This window comes from Paenibacillus oryzisoli (assembly GCF_050467285.1).
Lineage (GTDB): Bacteria > Bacillota > Bacilli > Paenibacillales > NBRC-103111 > Paenibacillus_E > Paenibacillus_E oryzisoli_A.
Map to the genome: position 1 here is coordinate 168,444 of NZ_JBCMUN010000016.1, position 17,426 is coordinate 185,869.

General features: G+C 45.0%; 12 protein-coding genes and 1 other RNA gene. 3 read left to right on the plus strand and 10 right to left on the minus strand.

Going from position 1 to position 17,426, the window contains the following annotated elements; translation table 11 throughout:
- The first annotated feature begins 2 nt into the window (after positions 1 to 2).
- Complete coding sequence (locus tag ABE504_RS25325) at positions 3 to 1,859, plus strand: DUF2357 domain-containing protein (RefSeq protein ID WP_430094208.1); 1,857 nt, start codon at positions 3 to 5, stop codon at positions 1,857 to 1,859.
- Between the two features lie 169 nt (positions 1,860 to 2,028).
- A complete protein-coding gene (locus tag ABE504_RS25330) occupies positions 2,029 to 3,324 on the plus strand; it encodes an HNH endonuclease (protein WP_430094211.1) in 1,296 nt (431 codons plus the stop codon).
- An 18-nt stretch (positions 3,325 to 3,342) separates the two neighbouring features.
- Here the strand turns inward: ABE504_RS25330 and ABE504_RS25335 are convergent, their stop codons facing one another.
- A complete protein-coding gene (locus ABE504_RS25335) occupies positions 3,343 to 4,605 on the minus strand; it encodes a DNA cytosine methyltransferase (RefSeq protein ID WP_430094213.1) in 1,263 nt (420 codons plus the stop codon).
- A 14-nt stretch (positions 4,606 to 4,619) separates the two neighbouring features.
- Positions 4,620 to 5,753, minus strand: coding sequence for a DNA cytosine methyltransferase (locus tag ABE504_RS25340; protein ID WP_430094215.1), 1,134 nt, complete (start codon positions 5,751 to 5,753; stop codon positions 4,620 to 4,622).
- A 381-nt stretch (positions 5,754 to 6,134) separates the two neighbouring features.
- Between ABE504_RS25340 and ABE504_RS25345 the strand changes: the two genes are divergently transcribed.
- Positions 6,135 to 8,777 (plus strand): Z1 domain-containing protein, encoded by a 2,643-nt coding sequence (locus ABE504_RS25345; protein ID WP_430094217.1) that lies wholly within the window; start codon positions 6,135 to 6,137, stop codon positions 8,775 to 8,777.
- Positions 8,778 to 8,872: 95 nt separating this feature from the next.
- On the opposite strand, the gene ABE504_RS25350 is transcribed toward ABE504_RS25345, so the two are convergent.
- From ABE504_RS25350 to ABE504_RS25385, 8 genes are all read right to left on the minus strand, one after another.
- Positions 8,873 to 9,055 carry a hypothetical protein gene (locus ABE504_RS25350; RefSeq protein WP_430094219.1) on the minus strand — a complete coding sequence of 61 codons (183 nt, stop codon included), beginning with the start codon at positions 9,053 to 9,055 and terminating at the stop codon, positions 8,873 to 8,875.
- A gap of 192 nt (positions 9,056 to 9,247) precedes the next feature.
- Positions 9,248 to 9,611, minus strand: a transfer-messenger RNA (tmRNA) gene (gene ssrA / locus ABE504_RS25355).
- Positions 9,612 to 9,779: 168 nt separating this feature from the next.
- On the minus strand, positions 9,780 to 10,262 hold the full coding sequence (gene smpB, locus ABE504_RS25360; protein ID WP_126143988.1) for an SsrA-binding protein SmpB: 483 nt from the start codon (positions 10,260 to 10,262) through the stop codon (positions 9,780 to 9,782).
- Positions 10,263 to 10,365: 103 nt separating this feature from the next.
- Positions 10,366 to 13,191: a ribonuclease R gene (rnr, locus tag ABE504_RS25365; RefSeq protein ID WP_430094221.1), complete on the minus strand. Its 2,826-nt coding sequence runs from the start codon at positions 13,189 to 13,191 to the stop codon at positions 10,366 to 10,368.
- A 25-nt stretch (positions 13,192 to 13,216) separates the two neighbouring features.
- Positions 13,217 to 13,933 carry an alpha/beta hydrolase gene (locus tag ABE504_RS25370; RefSeq protein ID WP_430094223.1) on the minus strand — a complete coding sequence of 239 codons (717 nt, stop codon included), beginning with the start codon at positions 13,931 to 13,933 and terminating at the stop codon, positions 13,217 to 13,219.
- Positions 13,934 to 14,095: 162 nt separating this feature from the next.
- Positions 14,096 to 14,332 (minus strand): preprotein translocase subunit SecG, encoded by a 237-nt coding sequence (gene secG / locus ABE504_RS25375; RefSeq protein WP_126143991.1) that lies wholly within the window; start codon positions 14,330 to 14,332, stop codon positions 14,096 to 14,098.
- A gap of 207 nt (positions 14,333 to 14,539) precedes the next feature.
- Positions 14,540 to 15,841, minus strand: coding sequence for an enolase C-terminal domain-like protein (locus ABE504_RS25380; RefSeq protein WP_430094225.1), 1,302 nt, complete (start codon positions 15,839 to 15,841; stop codon positions 14,540 to 14,542).
- Positions 15,838 to 16,782 (minus strand): Gfo/Idh/MocA family oxidoreductase, encoded by a 945-nt coding sequence (locus ABE504_RS25385; protein ID WP_430094226.1) that lies wholly within the window; start codon positions 16,780 to 16,782, stop codon positions 15,838 to 15,840. The genes ABE504_RS25380 and ABE504_RS25385 overlap by 4 nt, the downstream gene beginning before the upstream one ends.
- Positions 16,783 to 17,426: the final 644 nt, after the last annotated feature.

Genomic DNA, 17,426 nt, shown 5'->3' on the forward strand with positions numbered 1-17,426 from the left:
AGATGATAAATATCAAAAGCCTTCTAATAAAATGGCCAAACTCACTATATGAATTAGAAATTGATTATTTGAATGGTAAGCAAGGCGAGAGTATTTCTGTTCCAATAGAATATATCCACACTGCAACAACTGAAGCGGATGATAAGGCTTTTTCATATTCCCCTGCAATTGGTCTAAGATTAGATGAATCCGGTATGTACTATCCTATTCAACTAAGAGAAAATACAAATTATTTTATATCAGTCACGATTCCATTGTCATTGATTGAACTAAAGGAAAAGATAGTAGATGGAATAAATTCGTTTCCTTTTAATAACCTGAGGTTATCAAGTAATTTTAAGCTTAATCCCGAAAAGACATGGAAGCAGGAAACTAGAGATAACAAAAAGTTTATAATTATATCAGGTACACTACAAACTAAGAACCAGGTTGGAATCTTAGATTTGTCGATAGGAGAACAAGAGGGCCTTTTTTGTGAGGTTGCTTCATCAAAAATCAACTACCAAGAAGATTTCCTTTCTCTTTTGACAGATATTGCAGAAGAGTCTAGTGAAATTTTGCTTCAAATGGGAATGTCAACGGGGTACCATTTCGATGCTCAAAATGAGAAGGAAGCTGACTTTCTAATTATTATGTTTCATCTACGGGGATTATTTGCCGCGGATGCTCTGCCCTTAGCTTTGAATACTATAATGAATAATATTCACTCAAAACTTGTAAATGAAAATAACATTGTGGACACCTCACTAGTAAAGTATCCAAACATTAGCCAAATTGCCTCACGGGGAACAACTTTGCCATTTAATAAGGGCGGTGCTTTAGCGCCAATATTTAATGGTTTCACACCAATTAAGATGTTTGAAACACTTAAGTACGAAACTATTGATACACCTGAAAATAGATATATTAAGCACTTTTTAACTGAAGTTGAAAATTTGTGTGAGACGCTCTTTGTGCAATTAAAGGAAAAAGTGAGCAAAGAGAACGCAAATGAAAGTGTCTTTAATTCAAGCTTAAAAGAATTAACCGGATGGTTGGATCTTTTAGAACAATATTTATCAGAACCATTATGGAATCAAATCCAGCAATTAAATCATATACCGTCAAATTCACAGGTTCTACAAAAGCGAAACGGATATCGTCAGATCTTACAATTTGATCTTAGACTACAACTAGGATTAAAACTCTCATGGCATCCAAATATGGCTCTTGAGCAGACCTTAGCTGATGTTAGACCAATATACGAACTTTATGAAATATGGTGTTTTATCAAATTGAGAAAAATATGTGTTGATATTTTTGGAGTCGAAAAGGAAAACTCTATCATCAAAGTTGAAAAAGATTTATTCAGCATCAATTTGAAAAAAGGAAGAGAAAGTAAAACCATATTTACAAAGAAATACGAGGATAAGCTCGTAACTGCAACCTTATTCTATAACAAAGAATTCCAACATCATAAGCTTAAGTCTGAAATGTCATATTCGCTTACTTTGAGACCTGACTGCTCAATCAGACTGGTTATTGATAAAAAGGAACAATCATTTGAGACTTTCATTCATTTTGACGCAAAATATCGGATCAATTTTCTAAAAGATAATATAGAGAAAGATGAAGTGGAAGGCTTCAGTAAAAATGAAGACATTGTTAAAATGCACGCTTATAAAGATGCTATCCGCGGTTCATCTGGAGCATATGTTCTATACCCTGGAACGGAAGAATCACTGTATTATTACTATCCTGGTTCGGTCACTCCAAGTGTAGGGGCATTTCCTTTAAGAACTAATAATGATATTGATCTAGAGAAAATCAAAGGCTTTATCGAAAGGATAATACAAGAAGAAGGAACAATTCAAGAATGAAAAACCAGACCAAATACGCTGATTTGGTCTGGTTTTTCATCTAAATAAAACGAAATAGTTGACTCAAATCAGCGTTAGTGGTAAATTTTAATCAAGAACGCTGATTTAACTAATATATATTGTTTAAATCGGCTTTTTATCAACAATAAATCAGCGAGGTGTTGGTGATATGAATTCATTAGAGTACGGAAAATTCTTAATTCAAAACTTAACAGAGACATACGAAATTTCAAAAAATTCCCTTTCTAGGCTTATGGAAATTGATTTAGAAAATGAACAACAGATTTCGGATAATTTGATAGCACTAAAAGCCTTATTAAACCCTTTCAAATTTAAAACCTTACTTACAAGAAAAGGAAATCATTTAACTTATCAGCCTCGCCTAAAAGCAGAAAGCAGCCTTTACAAAATTATTGGTTCAAAGATGTATGATACAGGAGTTGTCTTCGCCAAAATATTACAGTCTAATGAACTTGGTATCCGTCCTTCAGGCGGAAGAGCTGGCTCATTTGCACTAGTCCCTAAGGATGTTGCTAGAAATTATTTTGAAGAACTTCCAACAAGATATGCGAATCCTAACAAGAATTTTAAGGTTAGAGTAAAAAATCAAGATGTGGTATATGATTTTATCTATACCTACCATAATGATAAACATGTATATCATAAAGAAAATGGCCGAGATGAGTACAGAATATATTCGGGTTATTTTAGTAATTTGGATCCTGATGATATTATTATTTTTTTGCCATCTTCTCAATCTACAGAGGATCACGTGATATATCATATTAGGACAACAGCTAATAATTATGGCTTAATTAAAGATCTAGTAACACAATTCAAAGTTGGCAGAAGCTCCTCGGCATTAATTCCTATACTTGCTCTTATTGGTAATGGTATCCTATTTGATGAAATGTGGGACCTTGAAACATCGGATTTAGATTTTCATTCTGAAACTAGCGAAGAACAATTACAACAAGAAACTTCAGACTTATCATCTTTGTCTTCCGAAGCATTGGCAGATCTACTCAAGGAGAACCTTCAAAATGAAGGTGTAGAACGAACAATATCCTTAGTTAAAAAGATCAAAAGGAATCGCCGGTTCAGGATAGCAGTAATTGACGCATATGAAAAAAAATGTGCAGTAAGTGGTACTTCAATTTCATTTAAGGAACTGACAAATGTCCATGCGGCCCATATTAAAGGCAAGGAATACGGTGGCTCTGATCACCCCTCTAATGGCATTGCATTATCTATGGACCTTCATTGGGCTTTCGATAATGGATTTTTTACAATTCAACATGACTTCAAAATCAAGGTTCATGAAAGAGCTATGGAAACAAAAATTACTCAATTGCAGGATATTCACGGTAAAGAAATACATTTACCCAAAAATCATTTATTTTGGCCAAATATAGAAATGTTGTCATTTCACCAGAATAACATTTTCGGAAAGTTCATTCACTAAAAAAGAACCAAGTTGCATTTATTGCAACTTGGTTCTTAACATTAATTCACTTACAGCCGCGGCTAATCTTCTTGCGAATTCAGGCGGAACTGCATTACCTATCATTTCATAATTTTGCACCATACTACCTAAGAATTCAAAATCATCATCGAATGTTTGTAATCTAGCGGCCTCACGCACAGTAATTGATCTTGCTTGAGCAGGATCTGGGTGTATGTGTCTTAAACCATCTTTTTTTAGATGAGCTGGAATTGTGTTACTTGGTTGATCCCATCTTAACACAAAATATTTATGCACATTTGATATTTTCCCTGTCATTTCTGTATATAGCTGTTTTAATGAGTCAGTACTCTGAAATTTGTTATTTCCAGACTCTATATCTTCTGCAAGTGTACGAAAAATATCAATATCCCGTTTATTATGAAATCTAGGGGTATGCCCGTTGATAGCTGAGACAGAAGGTTCATGTGAAAATTTCATTTTTTTAGTCGCTTCCGGCTCTTTTACAGGAAAGAATGCGGGAAGGTCATGAATTGCATCATAAACAGTTGGAATTTGGGGGGATTTATATTTAGGTAGTATACTATTATAAAATTCTAAAAGTAATTTCTGGTTGTAATTCCTATCCCCAAAATGGTCTCTGTTTAATCCGACTAATATAACCCTCTTTCTTCTTTGTGGAACCCCAAACTCTGATAAATCTAAAAGAGCATTACCTCGAATATCATCAATAATGTCAAAACCCTGATTATTAAAACCTTCTTTTATCTTTTCTACAATATTCACTCCATCTGGGGTAGCAGATAACATTCCTTCAACATTTTCAAATACAATTAATTTAGGCTTATAAACTTTTACTACTTCTAGGTAACTTTCAAAAAGATAATTTCTATAATCATACTTCATGCCATCTTTATCTTGAATTCTTCCCGCTAAAGAATACGCTTGGCATGGAGGTCCCCCTATTACAATGTCGATATTCCTACCATTAACAACTTTGTCTAAACCACTATGAGAGCCATATTCTTCATCGTTATTCCACCCATTAATTAATTCGTATGTCCTTTGAATATCGAAATGCAAAACTTTACTTTGTGCATCGTCATAGTGATATTTTGACTTCAAACGATTAACCAGAGTTTTACAGGCATGCTCGGCCCATTCAACGCTTGCAATTGTTTCGTAACCACCACACTTCTCGAAGCCATCAAGCAAACCGCCACAGCCTACGAATAACTCTAAAGTATTATACCTATCGTTATTGCCCACTTTTAAAGTCACCTATATCTCACCTTTTATAAATTTGGGATCATTTGGTAATCTTCCAAACGTTCAAATTCTTGTGCTTGCTTTAAATACTTAATGAGCTGCTTGCCTATGTTATAAGTAAGTAATGGAGGAACAGCATTGCCAACTTGCCTGTTTTGTTGAGTTCTAGTTCCTAAGAATACAAAATCATCAGGAAATGATTGAAGTCTTGCATTTTCCCTAATAGTAGGAACGCGATTATACTTATAATGGAAATGATTCCTATGTCCTGTATCGATAGTGCGAGAAGGCTTCTTGCTGTGATATCTTGTCCATGCTTCATTAAACTTCCTACTATCACCAACACCTGGCGGAAGATCTTTGTAGTTCCCACCCTCAGGCACTTGAATAATAACGGATTTTACATAATCTGTATGTTTAGTTGCAACATGATTATGTAACTTTGTACTATTAGCTCTCATCATCTTTTGATACTCACTCTGTGGTCGCACAGGATACTCGTCAACTTCAGTCCCTAAATCATTTTCACGACTTGGAAGATCAGAAATTGCTTGCTCACAAGTTACATAATTCTCAGGGGAATTTGTTGGTTCCGGCATAACAAACTTACCAAGTTCTCTTTGTACACCAACAAAAAACATTCTTCTCCTCATTTGGGGAACACCGAAATCAGCTGCTAAAAGAGGCTTTTCAGTAACTGTAACATTGTATCCAAGGTCTTCGAATGTATTGATAATTTGTTCCTTTACCTTTCCATTGTATAGAGTTGCCATTCCAGGCACATTTTCTATTAAGAAGGCTTTTGGTTCAAACTTTCTAACGGCTTTAACAACCGCTAGGTATAGAGTATTTCTCGTATCGTTAATATCTCTTGAGCCTGTTAATGAGAAACCTTGACATGGAGGCCCAGCAATAATTACATCCACTTTTTGGGAGCCAAGTGCGATCTCAATGTCTGTAAAAGCATCATCTGTGGATAAATCTGCTTTAATAGCTTTTGATTCTGTATGGTTATATTTGAAGGTTTTTAACGCAGCTTCGTCAAAATCGACACCTAATAATACATTATATCCTGCCTGAATAAAGCCTTGTGAAAGCCCGCCACAACCACAAAACAAATCAAGAACGTTAAAATTGTTAGGTATAGAGTAATTATTCATACTTTTCTCCTTGTGGAACGTGTGTTTGGTATCTTAATTCAATTTTAATTAATAACTATTTTTATCGCAAGCCTTAAATTCGTATTATAGCATTTTTCGGCACAAACAAACACTATTGCATCGCTGATGTCTTCTTGAAAATATTGTCTTAGTCGTTCCGATCATATGTTATCCCCCCTCGTAAAGAAAAATTTTAATCATTCCTGATCAATTACTCCCTAATTCAATAAAATAATATATATTTCTACTATTAGATATTGCTATTAAGTTAGCTAATTTTTTATTAGCGATAATAATTTTTAGAAATCCCCTAAACTCCTATATTATTGAATGCATTTATTGTAGAATAAAATGGAATATTATTGAAGAGGTGGTTATACTATGAATGGATCAGCCAATATTCGATCTGACTTAAAAATGTTTCAAGCTGCAAAACGTGCGGCCACTGACCTATTGCAACTTGATTCTATTGATATCGAAGATGAAACTCAAGTATTTAGTCATGTCAGAGAAGTTGTTACAGAAATAATTTCACTTAAAAGATATTCTGATATTGATGCAAATGAATTAACAAGTTACATCTTGGATGAAGTAGTTGCCGATATTATTCGAAGTAAGAATGATACGGTCTTACTATCCACTGGTAGCAATAATCATTGGCTGAAAAATGATTATAATCGAATTAAATGGAATCGTTGGGAAAGTTACAGAAACTACCTAACAGGTGTCAAAGATAGAGAATTACATCAGGTAAATGAACTGGATGAGACCACTGATCTTGTGCTAACCGAAATGGGTGATCCCTCTTCTAATATTGCATTTCGTACTAATGGCTTGGTAATCGGTAACGTCCAATCTGGAAAAACTGAACATTTCATTGGACTAATCAATAAATCAATTGATGCAGGGTATGGATTTATTATCGTGCTTTCAGGTATTCATAATGATTTGCGAAGCCAAACGCAGATGCGGATCGATTCAGATGTATTGGGTTATGAAACGACAATTGATGATGTAGCCGAAGAGTTTGGGAGGACTCTCATAGGCATTGGGAAGATTACAAACTTTAACACGGTATGTCTAACAACAAGAGCATCAGACGGAGATGTAAACAATGATTCCTTAAAAAATGTAAACTTAGCCCCAACAAAAGAAGTTCCTTTAGTAGTGGTTGTTAAGAAAAACTCAACTGTCCTTGAAGCATTAATTTCATTTATAAAAAGAGTAAAGATTAATACACCTACCCTTATCATAGACGATGAAGCTGATCAGGCGTCTATTGATATTAAATCTGTTAAAACGTCCTCTGATCGAAATCAAGCTAAGTATATACCTTCACCAATCAATAGATGTATTAGAGAAATTCTAAGTAATATTAGACAGACTTCATACATTGGATATACAGCAACACCTTTTGCAAACGTATTAATAAATCATGAAACAAATCATCCGATTTTTGGAGAAGATCTTTTCCCAAAAGATTTTATTCTTGCGCTTTCTACAAACAAAGATTACCTTGGACCAGTAGAATTGTTTGGATTCAAAGATGGTGAAGGCATGCCTTTGACAAGACCGTTAGCTACAAATGTTAATGATGATATCAATCATTTCTCAAGTGAGCTGAAAAATGCTATCAAATCCTTTGTAATTACAATTGCTATAAGAAGATTGCGTGGACAGATTAGAAAGCATAACTCAATGCTTATTCATACCGATCGATCCATCAATTCGCATACAGATCTTAGTAAAAAAGTTAGTGAAGAGCTTGAAAGTATACAAAAATTAATAGTAGAAGAGGATTCCAACATTATTCATGAATTCAAAGAAATCTTCTTAAGTGATTACGTACCGACATCTATGAGTATGCAAATTTACAATAAAATTGATAAATGGGACACAGTATTAAAAGAAATTAAGTCTGTTCTTTCGGAAAAAGTATTAGATAAGAACAACGAAGAACAGTCATTAATTAGGGTAATGACCATCAATGGCGAGTCTGAGGATAGCCTAGACTACGCAAAACATAAAGAAAGAGGATTAAACGTAATTGCAGTTGGTGGCGATAAACTTTCAAGAGGACTTACTCTCGAAGATCTAACTATTTCATATTATTTAAGATCCAGTAAAACATATGATACGTTAATGCAGATGGGTAGATGGTTTGGATATAAAAAAGGCTTTGAAGATTTGTGCAGAATTTATACTACTTCAAATTTAATCAATAGTTATAGACATATTGCCTTAGCAAGCCAAGATTTAAAAAATATGTTGGTAGAAATGAGAAGAAACAACCTAAAGCCAACTCAGTTTGGATTAAAGATTAGATCACACTCAATAATGTTTGTGACTAGCCTTCTGAAGCAACAAGATGCTGGAGAAGAAATGGAATATATTTCTTTTAATGATTCAGCTCCGCAAACAATTGTATTTAGCGACAACACCACTGTAATAAATTCGAATGCAAAAAACACAAACGATTTCATAAGGAATCTAGGGGACGTTTCAGAAGCGGTAAACGCAAACCACCTATGGTATGAGGTACCCACAGAAAAAGTAATTGATTTCCTTAACAGCTTTGCTGTCCCAGAATCCGCAACTATTGGATCTCCAAACCTCTGGGCTAACTATATTAATAAAATGCATCTGGATCATGATGAACTTAAAGATTTTACAGTTGTATTGATGTCCACAATGACCAAACAATATCCGGTGCAGATTGGTGAAATTATTTGCAATCAGGCAACACGTTCATTTTTAACCCAAGAGACAGGTTCTATATCAATAGGAGCTTTAAGAACGGGATCAGATAAAAAAATTATTACAGAGACTATTCTAAAGAATAAAAAGCAACTTCCTTCCCAAGGAATACTTATGATATATCCTTTAGTTATAATAGATGGAAGTAAAAAACCAATAAGTGGTTTTGAAAAAATGATTGGTTTATCAGCTATCTTCCCAGAAACTAAAAATAGCCAATCAGTTACCTATAGCACTAATACAGTCCATCAAAATCTTCAAAATTAATTCTAAATATTTTAAGATGTAATACATCCTCTCAGTAAATAATAAGCCTCTAAACCAAATTAAACTGGTTTTAGAGGCTTATCTACTAGTACAGATCAATTTTCTTCCATACTTTCTTTCCATTCAATCAAATCATTAAGGATTTCTCTAAAGTCTTTAGTAAATGGATAATTTTTAGATATTATATCGGAATGAGAATCTTCAATTTTTTCCCATTCTCCACTAAGTCTCGACCACGATGAAATAGCTTCAATTAGCGCCTTATTAAATTTCTCCATAGTTTCGCCTCCTAGGAAATTATAACATTTAATGATTATAAATTGTAAGAATTAAAAATTAATTCGATATTTTCGTAGACATTTCGTCTACAAAAACTCTAACACATTGAACAGATAAATTGACATGTCTACATTTCGTCTACAGATCGACCATATAAAAGACGAAAAACCCACTAAAATAGCGGGTTTTTCTAATGGAGGTGAGGGGAGTCGAACCCCTGTCCGAAAATATCGCCACACAGGCATCTACGGGTGTAGTCACAGTTTTGATGTCACCCGAGCAGCGCCCCGTAACCGGCTATGCGTTGGGTCAGTCTGATTATCTTCTTACGTCGACCCCAGACGGAGACCGAGCGTCGTATCCCACTATAGTTGAGCCCCTATCCCAGTCACATGGGCGATGCTGAGTAGAAGCACGCTCACAGGTTATTAAGCTGCGAAAGCGTAGGTTTGTTGTTGTTTGCCATTTAATAGGCTTTAGCGTTTTATAGTGGACGCGGCCCCACTACCCGCAACCCGCGCTCGAACTATCCCCGTCGAATCCAAGAACACCCCCGGATTGCCTTCACAACCGCTCATCAGAACGGTGAAGGTTAAAAAGGACACGTCGCTCGCGCTAGTCACTACAGCTCATCTCAAGCTGTAAACCTAGTATACCACACGGACGCCAAAATGGAACGTCCAGCTTCATGGAAGTGAAGGTGCTCGCTTCCATACTAACCAATCATCTCGCGACTTTTTGCTTCTCGCGCAGCGCACGTTGAATGTCGCGCTGTGCATCTTTTTTCGCGGCGGATTCCCGCTTGTCGAATTGCTTTTTCCCTTTGCCGATGCCGAGCAAAAGCTTGGCATAGCCATTGCGAATGTACACTTTCAGCGGTACAAGCGTATAGCCCTCTTGCTTGGCTTGACCAAGCATTTTGGCGATTTGCGCCTTTTTCAAAAGCAGCTTGCGCGTCCTCGTAGGATCTTCCGGATTGCTGCGATTCCCTTGCTCAAACGGGCTGATATGCATGTTGTGAACAAAAGCTTCGCCATTGCGAATCGTCGAGAAGCTGTCTCCGATGTTTGCGCGACCCATCCGCAAGGATTTGATCTCCGTGCCGGTCAACACAAGACCGCATTCATAGGTGTCTTCTATAAAATAATCATGCGAAGCTTTCTTATTCTGCGCCAGCAGTTTGCCGTCCGCCTTCTTGGTTGCCACGTGAGATGTCCCCCTTCCGCACGCCTGCTAAAAAGCAAGTGATCTTGCTACAATGAGTGCAATTTATTGTAGCAAGATCACTGCAGAAAAGCAAGAAGCGGCGCTACCGCCGCCGCTTCTTACCGCCCTTCGCGAGCGCGTTCACGCCGCTCGCCCAATCCACACCGCCGCGCTCTGCAGGCGCGGCGCCCAGATCAGGGGCGGCCTCACCGCCGCCGCCCCCAAGCGCGATCCCGCCGCGGCCCTTGGCCGCGCGGCGGCCAGATCCGCTGTCGGTGCGCCCTGCGCCGACAGCCGCCAATCGCTCGCTAAGCGAACCGCCTTCGCTCAGCGTACCACCACCAGCGCGGCCTTTCTTGCCGCGCTTCTTATCCCACCACGGCGCGTCGTCCCCGGACGACTTCTTCCGCCGTGCCTTCGCACCGCCGGCGTCGTCCGTCGCGCCGCCGCCTTCCACGCGCTGCGGCGCAGCCTCGCCAGCCGCAGCAGCACCATTACCGCGGCCGCGCTTCCGGCCGCGAATGCCCTCCGGCGCCGCGCTCTCGCCGGTGCCTACCGCCACATAGCCGCCCTTCCCTTTTTCATGGCGGCCAGTACCGCTCTTGCCTTTATCGGTGCCCTTATCTTTGCCTTTGTCCTTATCTTTGCCCTTGTCTCTACCTCGGTCTGCGCCGCCTTTACCCGTGGCACCCTTCCCGCCGCGGAAGCCCTTGAACCCGCCAGCGCCCTTGAACTTACCGCCACCGCCGCCTGCGCGGCGCGGGAATACGCCCTCTTTGCGCGGCTTCATATCCACAAGCTCAAAATCCACCGTATGCTCATCCATATTCACGCGAACGACGCGAACTTTGACGCTGTCGCCGATGCGGAACATTTTCGAGGTGCGCTCGCCGATCAAAGCATGCTGCTGCTCGTGATGATTGTAGTAATCATCGGTCAGATCGCTGAGACGAATCAGCCCTTCAACGGTATTATCCAGCTCGATGAACATCCCGAAGCCCGTAACCGAAGAGATAATGCCTTCGAATTCCTCGCCGATTTTATCCAGCATGTACTGCGCTTTCTTCAGCGCTTCCGTCTCCCGCTCCGCATCGACCGCGATTCGCTCGCGTTCCGACGATTGCTGTGCAATGTCGTTCATCCGCGAAGCCAGATATTCGTGCCGGTCGTCAGGCAGGGTGCCGCCGTTTTCCAATACTTCACGAATGACCCGATGAATGACTAAGTCAGGATAGCGACGAATCGGAGACGTAAAATGCGAGTAAAACTCCGCCGCAAGTCCGAAATGCCCCAAGCTTTGCGAATCGTAACGCGCCTGCTTCATCGAGCGGAGCATCACTTTGGAGATGACCGTCTCTTCGGGCGTATCTTTGATCTCTTCAAGCAAATTTTGCAGGGAGCGCGCATGGATCGCACCGCCTTTGCCGCCCTTCATCGTGTAGCCGAATGTCGTCACGAACTCCATGAAATTCATCAGCTTCTCAGCGTCAGGATCTTCGTGAATCCGGTACAGGAACGGCACCTTCAGCCACGTAAAATGCTCCGCCACCGTCTCATTCGCCGCCAGCATGAACTCTTCGATCATCATTTCGGCCACGGAGCGCTCGCGCTTCACGATGTCGGTCGGTTTGCCGTCTTCATCTACAAGGATTTTGGACTCTTCAAAGTCAAAATCAATGGCCCCCCGCTTCATCCGCCGGGAACGAAGACGCGCTGCCAGCGCCTCCATACGTTTAAAATCTTCCATTAAATACGCATACCGCTCGACGAGCTCCGGTTCTGCTTCGCCAGTCAGCAGCAAACGTACATTCTTGTACGTCATACGCTCGCTCGTCCGGATTACGCTTGTGAAGACGTCATGAGAGACGACCTTCAGGTCCGCGTCAAATTCCATCTCACACGACATCGTCAGCCGATCCACTTGCGGATTCAACGAGCAAATGCCGTTCGACAGGCGGTGCGGCAGCATCGGAATGACACGGTCGGTCAGGTACACGGAGCAGCCGCGGTTGTACGCTTCCGTATCCAACGCAGAGCCTTCGCGCACATAATAGCTGACGTCGGCGATATGAACGCCTAGTCGTACGTTCCCATTTTCCAACACTTCCACATTCACTGCATCGTCCAAATCCTTGGCATCCTCGCCGTCGATCGTGACGATCCGCTTCCCGCGCAAGTCGCGGCGCCTTTGGCTGACGATCTCCTCTTCCGAAATCCGGTCCGGCACGGCGTCCGCCTCTGCCATCACATCCTCCGGGAACACCTCCGGCAACTGGTGCTTGCGCACGATCGCCAGAATATCTACACCAGGGTCATCTTTATGACCCAAAATTTCAATGACTTCGCCCTCCGCGGCCGAACGGCCTTCCGGATAGTTCACGATGCGGACGACGACTTTTTGCCCGGTCACCGCCCCATTGAACGCCTGCTGAGGGATAAAAATATCCCGCGCCAACCTTTTATCATCCGCGATCACGAACGCATACGTCTCCATGCCTTGAAAAACACCGACGATCTGCGTGTTCGCGCGCGCAATAATTTTAACAACTTCGCCTTCCAGGCGGCCGCCGCCTTGGCTTTTCGCAGTAATCCGCACAAAAACGATATCATTGTTCATCGCTGTATGCAGATCGTTCGCGTTAATATACACATCCGGATGCTCACGATCCTCAGGAATCAGAAATGCAAAACCTTTGGCATGCGCCTGCAGCCGCCCCTTCACCAAATTCATGCGCTCCGGCACCCCGTACCGGTCATTCGCGCCGCGCACCACGTCACCGCTTTCCTCCAACTGATTCAGCAGCTTGATAAATTCTTTAAAATCGTCCGCACGCCCCACGCCAAAGTGCTTTTCCAGCTCCTTGTATGTCATTGGCTTGTACGCCTGCTCCTGCATGAAGCTTACGATTTGGTCTTTTGTTACTTTCATGACTTTCACCTTCTTCTCGGTTTATCTACTCCGCCGTTCTTAATTCCCTCACTCCATAGTATGCCACAGGCAAAGAAAGGATAAACGCTGCAATGTCCGCATAAACCCGCTCTCTTTCCTGATCGAGCAGAAGTCCATGAGACGAATTGTGATACATATGTAATTCTTTCCATCCCGACCCCACTTTTTCCTGCAAAAAAGAAGCGCTATCCGGATGCACCACCCCATCCCGCAATCCTTGTCCGATCCAAATGGGCGCCTCGATCCGTGACAGCAAGCCTTTCACATGCCGCATCAGCTTCCGCAGAGAGACGACGCAGCGAATCGGCGTTTTGGTATAAGCACATGACTCGTCCAGTAAGGTGGAGCTTGTTCTAGGCTTTTTGGCGATATAGGGGATAACATATTGCAGCACCGCCGCGAGCGCCGATTTCCGCGATCTCAGCCGAAGCGGCGCCGCCAGCGAAATCACCCCGGCCGTACGGCGTTCCGCCGCCAGCTTCAGGGCGAGCAGGCCGCCCATCGAATGCCCCATAATGACCACTTGGCGGCATTTGGCCGCAAGCGTTTCATAACTCTCCAGCACATGCCCATACCAATCCGTCCATCCGGTGCTCCGCATATCCTCCGGCGAGGTGCCATGCCCGGGCAGTCGCACTGCCTGAATCGTGTAGCCTTCGTCCCGCAAGGCGTATCCGATTCGTCTGAATTCCGAGGGCGAGCCTGTAAACCCGTGAATCATAAGGATCCCGGTTCCCCGCTTCTCTCCCCGCCCTTCCCAATAAAACGGTTCCGTCGACTTGTAAACACGTTCTTCGATGTCCGATCTCCCTTTCTTTTCCTGTCCATAGAAATGCAAAAACAGCAGGAGTAGAATTCCCCTGCTGTGTTCGATTTATGTGGGTTAGGACTTCACGACGTACGCAACAACGATGGATAGGATGAAAAATGCCGCAGCAAGCCCCATAGTAAAGCGAGACAGGAACAACTCAAGTCCACGCGCCTTCTGCTTTCCGAACAAATGCTCAGCACCACCGGAGATCGCACCGGACAAGCCTGCACTTTTCCCTTTCTGTAAAAGGACAATCGCAATTAACCCAACCGAAGCTATGATGAGCAAAATTTTCATGAAAATTTCCATTGTTAGCACCCCAATTGCCTATTCTTCGCCTGATACAACTAGCATGGATAGTTTATCACAGATTGTCCAAGAACACAAGGAAGGGCGGTCTGCCTGTGTTGGAAAAGCCTGTAAGCCTACTAGCGCGACTGCTTGCTATACTCAGCGAACCGTTCGGCAGACAGCCCCTTTGGACGGGCTTCCCCCCCACTCCATCGCGCAGCGCTCTTAGCTCCATACCTCCGCCAGCACAGCTTCGTAATGCGGGCTCCGACCAAAGCTGCCACCGCTGCGCGCGTAAAAATCGTCGCCGAGCGTGTACACCCCGCCCGCACTTTGCGTCCAAGGCGCCCAGCCCTCGGGGTGGTAGCCCTGCATCCGCTCCCAATGGGCATAATTCTGATGCCCGTTGGACTCGAGGATGCCGACCTTCAGCCCTGGGAGAGGGGCGAGCCGGGCGGCGAGGTTTTTGTTCCAATCCAGCATCCACGGATTGACGGTCAGGTCTGCGCACAGGCACGGCACGCCGCGCGTCAGCGCTGCCTGCGCCACCTCGAGCGCGACGCTGAGCGTCTTCGCGATCGGCTTCAGCGTGATGGCGCGGTAGCCCAGCGCGATGCGCTCTAGAGCGTCCTCCACGCCGTGGACGCTCTCGTCCGCCGTGACGCGCACGGGCGCGGCGTGCACGGGGGTTTTGTTCTCCTCCGGGAACGGCTCCTCGAGGAGAACGATGCGCGCCAGCGCGCCGATGCTATCGGCGTGATCCAGGAAGCGCAGCAGCCGATCCATCGTATCGTAGCGGCCGTTCGCGTCCAGATAGTATAGGACGCGGCCGCTGTCTGTATACAACGTGGTACGCTCCGCGGCCAGCGCGTGGATCTCGGTGAGCCGTTGCATATCCCAGGCGAGCATTTTGTCGGGATCGCCGTCTTTGTCGGGATCGGAGCCGATTTTGATTTTCAGCACAAAATAGCCCTGATCCAGCAGCCCCCGAATCTCATCCAGCGACTGCCCGTAGCCGACGACTGGCGTGAGGCCCAGCTCCGCATTGCGGTAACTGAGCAGCTCGCGATAGGTTTCAGGCAGCATCGCGTCATAGTGCTCGCGGCCCGTCTCACGCGCGTACAGCAGCCACGCGGCGTGATCGAGCGGCACAAGCGCGTTCAGCGCAAACGTTTCGCGCAGCTCGGCGCGGCCCGTCACTTCGCGGCCGTAGGCGAGCGCGGAGGCACGGAGGCTGTGGGACAGCTCCAGCGGCGTGCTGAACGCGGCACCGCGTGTTTGCGCGAGCGCGTGATGGGTGATCGCCAGCATGTGCTCGTTTCCGGTCTGTTCCGCCGCGCTGAAAAAAACGCCCGGATCCGACCACAGCACACTCTGAATCCCCAATCCTATCGCGGTGTGCCCGCTCTCGCTCTGAAGCCCAACCACCGTCTGCCACAGCTCGCTGAGGGAGCCGCCCTTGAAGCCGAACGGGTGGAGAAGCGGTTCTTTTTCGACGGCGAGGGCTGCTTGTGCAATCTTGATCATAAGGCACCTCCAACTGGCGGGTATTTGGCGTCGCGGTAGCTGTGCGCGAAGGCTTGACCATCATAGCCGGCGTAGTTCATGGGAATGTCCGCGAGTTCGATGCGCCGGCCGCCCAGCTCCCCGGACAGCTTCGCCGCCAAGGCCGCCAGCTCGATTTCGATGAGAAGGTTGAACGGGATCGGCGGCTCATCTGTTTCGCCACTTAGGTAGGGCATCACTTCGCGGAGCAAGGCCCGATACAGCTTGCTGTTATCGGTCCGGATGTAGTGCGTTGTCGTTTGCGTCACGAGGCTCGCGTAGAACGGGAGGTAGCCCTTGGTTTCGCCTACGCTGATTAGGATGCGGCGGCCGTCCGCCCAGGTCAGCTCCACCTGGCGCTGACCGCCTTGGCTGCTCTTGTGCTGCGCAGCGACGATGCCTGGGCCAAGCAGCCCCTGCACCATGGCATACGCATGGATGCCATAGTTGAATTCGTCAATGGCGCAGCCTGCGAGGCCATACACCCATTCGTCCGGCGGAATAGCCTCCGCCTTCCACGCTTTGACCTCGTCGCTGATGCGCAGCGCCGAGCCGCCGGTCAGGACGGCGCCTTTCTCCGCCCAGTCGGCCAGAATGTGCAGATGCTCGGGGCTACCCGCGACCGGCTTGTCGAGGAAGACCGGGATACCGGCCTCGATAAAGGGCCGCGCACGCTCGGTGCGCAGCTCCCAGTTGCAGCCGTGGAGAAAGGCGATATCCGCCTTTTGCGTCACCTCCTGCAGACTGTACGCTACGTGCGGGATGCCATACTGGCGAGCAAAGCTTTCCGCATAGCCCGCGGGATGCACCGTGCCGCCGTCGAAGACGGTGACGACCTCATAGCCCATCTCCCGCAGGATGGGCACAAAACTGGCCGGATGCGACGTGTCCAGATCGACCAGGCCGATCTTTTTTCTTGTCATATCGGGAACTCCTTTCCTCAGTCTCGCGTTTACATGAGCGTGCAGGGTGGAGGTAATCTTGTGGAACGGCATCTTGTAGAGTGGCTTCTTCTGGAGTGGCTAACGGCGGGAGGGTTTCGTGCGGTGCGGTGATCGATGGGCGGATTCGAGCATAAAACAGCGGGCATAGGGGACGGAGGGGGAGGGGACCGAAACCTGCAAATAGGCAGGAATTTCTTAATCTCCTCCCTGACTTCTGGAAGATTCCTGCAATTTAGCAGGCTTTTTCGTCCGAAGCCTCCTTTTCAAGTAGAATCGCCCCAAAAGCCTGCTTTCTTGCAGGAATCCTACTAAAAATGACCCTTTCGCGGGAAATTCCTGCCTAATCGCAGGAATCCGCCTGCCACCTCGCCAGATATCTGAATTAGCTGCACAAGACCAACTCCGTCAGCCTCTATGGCTCATACAATCAGACCCATGCTTCTCACCCGTCACTCACCACGCCATGCAGCAGGTCAGCACCATTCACCATCAGCCACTTCACTACTCAATCCCTTCCGACAGATCCCCCTCACCAGGCCCCATAGCTACTCCATAATCACCAAACCAGCAACACTCGCCCTCGGTCACCTAACTACTCAACACCCTTCGGACCAACACCACAT